At 66.9% G+C, this 6608-nt stretch carries 7 protein-coding genes; 4 read left to right on the top strand and 3 right to left on the bottom strand.

Annotated features, from left to right (window positions below; translation table 11 throughout):
• A partial coding sequence (locus tag AWC03_RS11800; protein WP_249025864.1) for a carboxymuconolactone decarboxylase family protein occupies positions 1 to 423 on the top strand: 423 nt, incomplete at its 5' end.
• Here AWC03_RS11800 and AWC03_RS11795 read toward each other — a convergent pair.
• Positions 416 to 1255, bottom strand: coding sequence for a mycofactocin-coupled SDR family oxidoreductase (locus AWC03_RS11795; protein WP_085240655.1), 840 nt, complete (start codon positions 1253 to 1255; stop codon positions 416 to 418). The genes AWC03_RS11800 and AWC03_RS11795 overlap by 8 nt on opposite strands.
• 187 nt (positions 1256 to 1442) lie before the next feature.
• On the bottom strand, positions 1443 to 1997 hold the full coding sequence (locus tag AWC03_RS11790) for a TetR/AcrR family transcriptional regulator (RefSeq protein ID WP_244275229.1): 555 nt from the start codon (positions 1995 to 1997) through the stop codon (positions 1443 to 1445).
• A gap of 165 nt (positions 1998 to 2162) precedes the next feature.
• Between AWC03_RS11790 and AWC03_RS11785 the strand changes: the two genes are divergently transcribed.
• Positions 2163 to 3443: a cytochrome P450 gene (locus AWC03_RS11785; RefSeq protein ID WP_085240653.1), complete on the top strand. Its 1281-nt coding sequence runs from the start codon at positions 2163 to 2165 to the stop codon at positions 3441 to 3443.
• A 3-nt stretch (positions 3444 to 3446) separates the two neighbouring features.
• Here the strand turns inward: AWC03_RS11785 and AWC03_RS11780 are convergent, their stop codons facing one another.
• Positions 3447 to 5156 carry a CocE/NonD family hydrolase gene (locus AWC03_RS11780; RefSeq protein ID WP_085240652.1) on the bottom strand — a complete coding sequence of 570 codons (1710 nt, stop codon included), beginning with the start codon at positions 5154 to 5156 and terminating at the stop codon, positions 3447 to 3449.
• A gap of 61 nt (positions 5157 to 5217) precedes the next feature.
• Here AWC03_RS11780 and AWC03_RS11775 point away from each other — a divergent pair, with 61 nt between their 5' ends.
• Together AWC03_RS11775 and AWC03_RS11770 are read left to right on the top strand one after the other, a co-directional pair.
• On the top strand, positions 5218 to 5817 hold the full coding sequence (locus tag AWC03_RS11775; RefSeq protein WP_085240651.1) for a TetR/AcrR family transcriptional regulator: 600 nt from the start codon (positions 5218 to 5220) through the stop codon (positions 5815 to 5817).
• A 41-nt stretch (positions 5818 to 5858) separates the two neighbouring features.
• Complete coding sequence (locus AWC03_RS11770; RefSeq protein ID WP_085240659.1) at positions 5859 to 6560, top strand: M15 family metallopeptidase; 702 nt, start codon at positions 5859 to 5861, stop codon at positions 6558 to 6560.
• Positions 6561 to 6608 lie beyond the last annotated feature (48 nt).

Genomic DNA, 6608 nt, shown 5'->3' with positions numbered 1-6608 from the left:
CCGACGACGATTCCGTGGGCATACCTGCATCCTCGTTTCCAAGGTCAGGAGCCTCCGGGATTTCCAGGGCGTTTCAGGGAGATCAACTGCCTGCCGTTCGCACCGGCGCGAGACAATCCGTACTCGGGGGCGGGCATCCTCAACTTCGTGTTCGGGGAGATGTGGCTGCGGCCCGGCCTGGGAATGAAGGAACGCCGCCTGATCACCGTGGCATGCGTGGGATTTCAGGACGCTCAGTACCCGATCGTGTCCCACGCCTATGCCGCATTGAAGAGCGGTGACGTCTCCTTCGACGAAATGGACGAGCTGGCGCTGCATTTCGCCGCTCACTACGGTTGGCTGAAAGCCTCCCACCTCAACCAGGTCATCGCCGAGCAGAAGCGACGTGTGCTCGACGAGGCCGGTTCGGATCGACCTATTTGAGCATGCTCCCGGCGTCGACGGTGACCGGAAGGCCGGTGATGTAACGGGATTCATCCGACGCCAGGAACAACACCGCGTTGCTGATGTCCACCGGCTCCACCCACCCGATCGGCAGCACGTGCATGAACTGCGCGGCGACCTTGAGGTCGTCGGGACCGGGGTTCTTCAAGTCGGGCCGAAACAGCTTCATGGTTCCCTCGTTCATGAACATCGGCGTGTTGACGTTGGTGGGGTGAACGGAGTTGACGCGGATGAAGTGCTGGCCGAGCTCGATGGCGAAGGTGCGCATCAGTCCGACGACGCCGTGCTTGGCCGCGATGTAGTGGCCCGTGTGCGGGTATGCCTTCAGCCCACCGACCGAGCTGGTGAGGATGATCGACCCACCCTGGCCTTGCGAAATCAGGTGTGGTACGCCGGCTTTCACCGTCTTCCAGACACCGGAGAGGTTGACGTCGATCATGTCGCGCCAGTCGTCTTCGCTGGTTTTGTCGAGGGTCTGGCCGCCGTTGCCGATGCCGGCATTCGCGCAGATGATGTCCAACCGGCCCAGTTGCTCGACGCCGCCGTCCACCGCCGCTTTGAGGGCGTCGTAGTCCCGCACATCGACCTCGGCGGTCACGACGCGGCGGTCGAGCCCCTTGATCAGGTCGGCCGTTTCGGCCAGGTCGTCCGGTGTCGCGGGCGGAATCTCGCTGCTGCTGCTGATCGGTCTGCAGATGTCGACTGCGATGATGTCGGCGCCTTCCTGCGCCAGGCGCACGGCGTGACTGCGCCCCTGCCCGCGGGCCGCACCGGTGATGAACGCCACCTTGCCCTCGACTCGTCCGCCCACGATTGCACCTCACTGTCCGCAGAGGCCGGGCGCCGGTAACGGCCGGTACACCCGGATAAATTTGGTCGATCGATCAGTGAGCCTGGCAGCAATCCGCGGCGCTGTCAACAGCCCGTTGGCGCAATCGCCCGATGGAGCGGTGCGCGGGCGGTGTCGAACGCGGCACCGGCGCCACGCTCGCCCGGTGCTAGTCGCGGCGGGGCGGAGTCGCGGTGGGCGCCTGCAGCAGGCTCAGCTGGCGTTGGACGAATGCGCGCAACTCCTCATGTCCCTGGGTCACGCCGACGGCGCTCTCATTGCACAGGCTGCGCGCCGTCTGTGCGATTAGCATCGAGATCGCCACCGGGGGATACTGCTCGAGGTCGACGCCGTTGGCGCGAAGCACCATCGTGACAGCCGCCGTCTCGATGTCGCGCACGCGCTCCGCGTACGCCTTGAGCTCGGCGCCAATTGCCTTGCGGTGATTGGCCAATGCCATGAATTCGGCATTGAGTACGGTCGAGACGGGGTCACTGTTCAACAGCCAGAGCGCCGCCAGCGGATCGTCTTCGGCCAGCAGGCCGCGCATGCGTGTCAGGGCCGCCTCCGCGCCGTTGCGCAGCACCTCCACGAACAGGTCGTCCATTGTCGGAAAGTAGTAATAGACCAGGGCCTGCCTGACCCCCGCCTCGGCGGCTACGCGCCGCGACGTGGCCGCGGCGTAGCCCTCGGCGCGCATGATCCGAGCGGTGGCCTCGATCAGCTTGCCGCGCGCGCCGACCTCGTCGTTCGCCTTGTTCCGACGATTCGCCCTGGGGGCCGAGGCGCCCGGCCTGCTTGACCGGTCCGTGCGACGCGTGGTAGGCATACCCGCATCCTAGCAATCTGGTCGATCGACCAAAGTTGTAGTCCGAGAGGATTTGGACTCATGACCGATCTCGCCGGCGTCGACTACTTCACCGATGCCGACATCGCCCAGGACCCCTACGCGTACTGGGATTACCTGCGGGAGCAGGGGCCGGTGTTCCGCGAGCCGCACTATGGGGTGGTGGCGGTCACCGGTTACCAGGAAGTCCAGGCCGCCTTCAAAGACGTCGATTCGTTCTCCGCTGTCAACGCGATCGGCGGTCCCTTCCCGCCGCTGCCGTTCACACCGGAAGGCGATGACATCAGCGACCAAATCGACGCGCATCGCCACGAATTCCCGATCTTCGAGCACATGGTCGTCATGGACCCGCCCGAACACGACAAGGCGCGCTCCCTGCTGGGCCGGCTCCTGACGCCCCGCCGGTTGCAGGAAAACAAGGACTACATCTGGCAATTGGCCGACCGGCAATTCGACGAATTCCTTGCCAACGGTCGCTGTGAGTTCCTCGCCGACTACGGCAAGCCGTTCGCCACGCTGGCGATCGCCGACCTCCTCGGGGTTCCGGACGAGGACCGCCCCGAGATCCGCCGCAACCTGGGGGCCGGCAACGCCCCGGGCGCCCGGGTGGGTGCCCTCGATCACGAGCCGGTGGGCAGTAACCCGTTGCAGTACCTCGATCACCTCTTCAGCGGCTACATCGCCGAGCGGCGAGAGCTACCGCGCGAGGACGTGCTCACCGGCCTGGCCACCGCGACCTACCCCGACGGTTCGACCCCGCCCCTGCTGGAGGTGGTCCGGCCGGCCACCTTCCTGTTCGCGGCCGGGCAGGAGACCGTGACCAAGCTGCTGAGCTCGGCGGTCCAGGTTCTCGGCGACCAACCCGAACTGCAGGAGCACCTGCGGGCCGACCGCGACCTGATCGGCCCGTTCATCGAAGAGGCGTTGCGCATGCAGAGTCCCACCAAGGTCGACTTTCGGCTCGCACGCAAGACGACCACATTGGGCCGGGTGCACATCCAGGCCGGCACGGTCATCATGCTGTGCATCGGGGCGGCCAACCGCGACCCGCGAAAGTTCGACAATCCCAACGAGTTCCGGGTGGACCGCAAGAACGTCCGCGAGCACATCGCGTTCGGCCGCGGCATCCACACCTGCGCGGGCGCCCCGCTCGCGCGGGTGGAGGGACAGATCACCATCAACCGCCTTCTGGATCGGACCCGCGACATGGTGACCGCCGAGGCCAAGCACGGCCCACTCGGCCACCGGCAGTACCGCTACGAGCCGACCTTCCTGCTGCGCGGGCTTACCGAGCTACACATCGAATTCACCCCGGTGGACTGACCGCTACCCGAGCACCGGCAGCAATAGGCGCGACGACGAGCGCACCGTGTTCAGGCTCGAGGTGCCGACGCTGGCATGCCGGAAGTTCATCATCGCCGGCGTCGACGGGTCCTGGTCGTCACTGGTGAGCGTCAGGCGAATGCGGTGGCCGGCCTTGAACCGGCGCGCATTGGGGACCAATGGAATTCGGTATTCGACGTCCTCACCCAGCGGTACCGCTTGCGGGTGACGGCAGGGCAGCACCGGCGCGCCGGGGCGGCTTGCCGCGTCGTCGACCTCGCGCAAGCTGGCGCGCAGCCAGCCCGCGGTCACGGCGATCGTCTCCCCGTCCGGGGCCACGTCCTGCAGCATCGCCATCCAGGCGGTATCGATCGCCGTCGCCGACGCAACCAGCCGCAGCTCGATGTCGCCGACCACATCGACGTCCTGGGCCAGCGGCGCGCTGGTCCAGGCCAGCATCGGCGGCGGATCGACCTCGCTGGGTTTGACGCGGCCCAATCCGGAGCCCAGCACCATGAATTCGCGACCGCCCGCCTCACCCTCGTCGGCATCCAACGCGCCGTCGGCGCGCAGCGCCAGTTCGTGATGCGGGGCCGTTGACGGCGGCCAGGAGGCGGCGGTTCGCCACTCGTCGGCGCCGGGCAGGAAATAGCGGATCGGCGGCCCCTCGGTGATGCCGGTGTCGCGGCCCTTCAGCCAATGGTCGTACCAGGCCAGCGCCTCGGTGTGCATGCTCTCCCAAGGCCAGGTCAGCCCGAACTTCCCAAGCATGCCCATCCGCACATCTGCGTTGTCCGACAGCCCCTCCCAGGTGGCGAACGTCGACGGCAAGTGTAACGGCACGTTCTCCCAGTCGCACCCCAGATACACCGGGATGTCGATCCGCGCGAGCAACGGCAACAGGTTTCGCTCCTCCCACCACTCGTCGCGCGTCGGGTGCTTGACCGCCGCCTCCTGCCACAATTCGTCCCACGGGTGGGGATCGTGGGGCAGCCTGAGCAGTTGGCGCAGCATGGTGACCGCCGCCTCGCCGTTCATGGTCTCGAATCTCTTGTGCACACCCGGACTGTTCAGCACGCGCCGCGCCAGCCCCAATGGCCTGCTGCGCCACAGCTTGTCGCTGCGCTCGGACGTCAGGCCCATCATCGCGAGGAACGGGGTGATGAATGACGAACTCAGCAGCCCGTGGTGGTTGGCACCCTCGTACAGGTCGCTCGTCACGGCAAGGGGAAAGATCGCTTTGAGGTGCGGTGGCCGCTCGACGGCTGCCTCGAGTTGGGTCATCGCGAAGTAGCTGATGCCGATCATGCCGACGTTCCCGTCGCACCACGGCTGAGCCGCGACCCACTCGACGAGGTCGTGTACATCGCGGCGCTCCTGCGCGTCGAAGAAGTTGAAACAGCCCTCGGAACCGGAGGTACCGCGCAGGTTGGCGATGACGTGCACGTAGCCGCGCGGCACCCAGAAGTCCGTCCTGCCGGCCTCGATGAACCCCGCCGGCGCGCCCAGGTCCTGCATCTGCCGCGGATACGGCGAGGCGGCCAGCAGCGCCGGGAAGCGGCCTTCGGCATCCGGTCGGTGGACGTCGGCCAAAAGCGTTGTGCCGTCGCGCATCCTGATCGCGGTGTTGATGTCGGTGTGGGTCCCGTACTGCGGCTCACTGAGGTTCCGGTATTCGCGGCCGGTGGTTTGGGGGCCGTTGAGTGTCGTCACAATTTCACGCTACGTTGAGACTAGTTTCAACGCAAGATGAGACTTCCGGTAGGGTGAAACGGTGCCCCGGCGACCGTTAACTCCCGGTCCGCGCGACGAGCGCGGCGTGCTGGCGGCACGCATCCTGGCCGCCGCCCGCGACGAATTTGCCGAATGTGGTTGGGCAGGCACGGCCATTCGTGCCGTCGCCCGGGCCGCGGACGTCGACCCGGCGCTGATTTATCACTACTTCGGCTCCAAGGAGGGCCTGCTCGACGCCGCGACCACGCCACCGCAGAAGTGGCTCGAGGCGGTGGCCGCGACCTGGGCGACGCCCAAAGACGAACTGGGCCGGCAATTGATCCGGACCGTGCTGGACACCTGGACCGATGAGGAGGTCGGTCCGATCCTGCGCGCGGTGGTGCTGACCGCCGCTCACGAAGGCAAGACCCGAGAGAAGCTGCGGTTGATCGTGGAGCGCGGCCTGATCGGTGGTTCCACTCTGGGCGCCGACGAGGAGGACCGACTGCAGCGCAGCGGGCTGATCGCCACCCAGCTGATCGGCTTCGCGTTGCTGCGCTACGTCTGGAAGATCGAGCCGATCGCGTCGATGCCCGACGACGAGGTGGTGGCGGCGGTGGCGCCGAACCTGCAGCGCTACGTCGAGGGCGACATCTCCTAGGGTTCACGCGACTCGGGGTGGCCAACGGCGACAATGGCCGGATGGCTGTTTTGCGCGGGTACCTTGCGCCCGTGGTCGTCGCGGGCTTGATCGCGGTGTCGGGCGTCGGGAGCGCCCAGGCCGGCCCCGATATCCCGCCGGTGAGCGATGCGGCGCGCGCGGCCGGGTTCGTCGACGTCCGCAGTGTGGTCTCCGACGCCGTCGTCGACCTGCGCTACGCGACGACCAACAACTTCACCCACACGCAGCTCTACCCCTCGGATGCCCGCTGCCTGGTACATCAATCGATAGCGTCGGGGCTGGCGGCGGCCGCGTCCGCGCTGCGGCCGCAGGGGCATCTCCTGGTGTTCTGGGACTGCTATCGGCCGCACGACGTCCAGGTCAAGATGTTCAACGCCGTCCCGAATCCGGCGTGGGTCGCACGCCCCAGGCAGTATGCGCGCAGCCACGAGTCGGGGCGTTCGGTGGACGTGACGTTCACGACGACGCAGCAGCCTTGCGCGTCCGGGCAGCATGCCGACGGCCTCTGCCTGGCCGACATGGGGACGGACTTCGACGACTTCTCCCCGCGCGCAACCGCTTTCGCGACCCAGGGCGTCAGTGCCGACGCGCAGGCGAATCGCGCGGCGTTGCGCAACGCGATGAAGTACGGCGGCCTGGCCCCGTACTCGGGGGAGTGGTGGCATTTCGACGGCCCCGGCGCCGCGGTCGACCGGCCGATCCTCAACGTCCCGCTCGATTAGGACATCTCATATATTGAGACTCTGGTTTCATATCGCGAGCTGGCCGGT

The organism is Mycobacterium europaeum, assembly GCF_002102155.1.
GTDB lineage: Bacteria > Actinomycetota > Actinomycetes > Mycobacteriales > Mycobacteriaceae > Mycobacterium > Mycobacterium europaeum.
The sequence above is the reverse complement of the archived record's forward strand: the minus strand, read 5'-3'. Positions and strand labels throughout refer to the sequence as shown.

What these genes read in the sequence shown, in the direction of transcription:
- AWC03_RS11785 (WP_085240653.1), top strand. Translation starts at nt 2,163, where the DNA reads ATGACCGATCTCGCCGGCGTCGACTACTTCACCGATGCCGACATCGCC.
- AWC03_RS11770 (WP_085240659.1), top strand. Translation starts at nt 5,859, where the DNA reads ATGGCTGTTTTGCGCGGGTACCTTGCGCCCGTGGTCGTCGCGGGCTTG.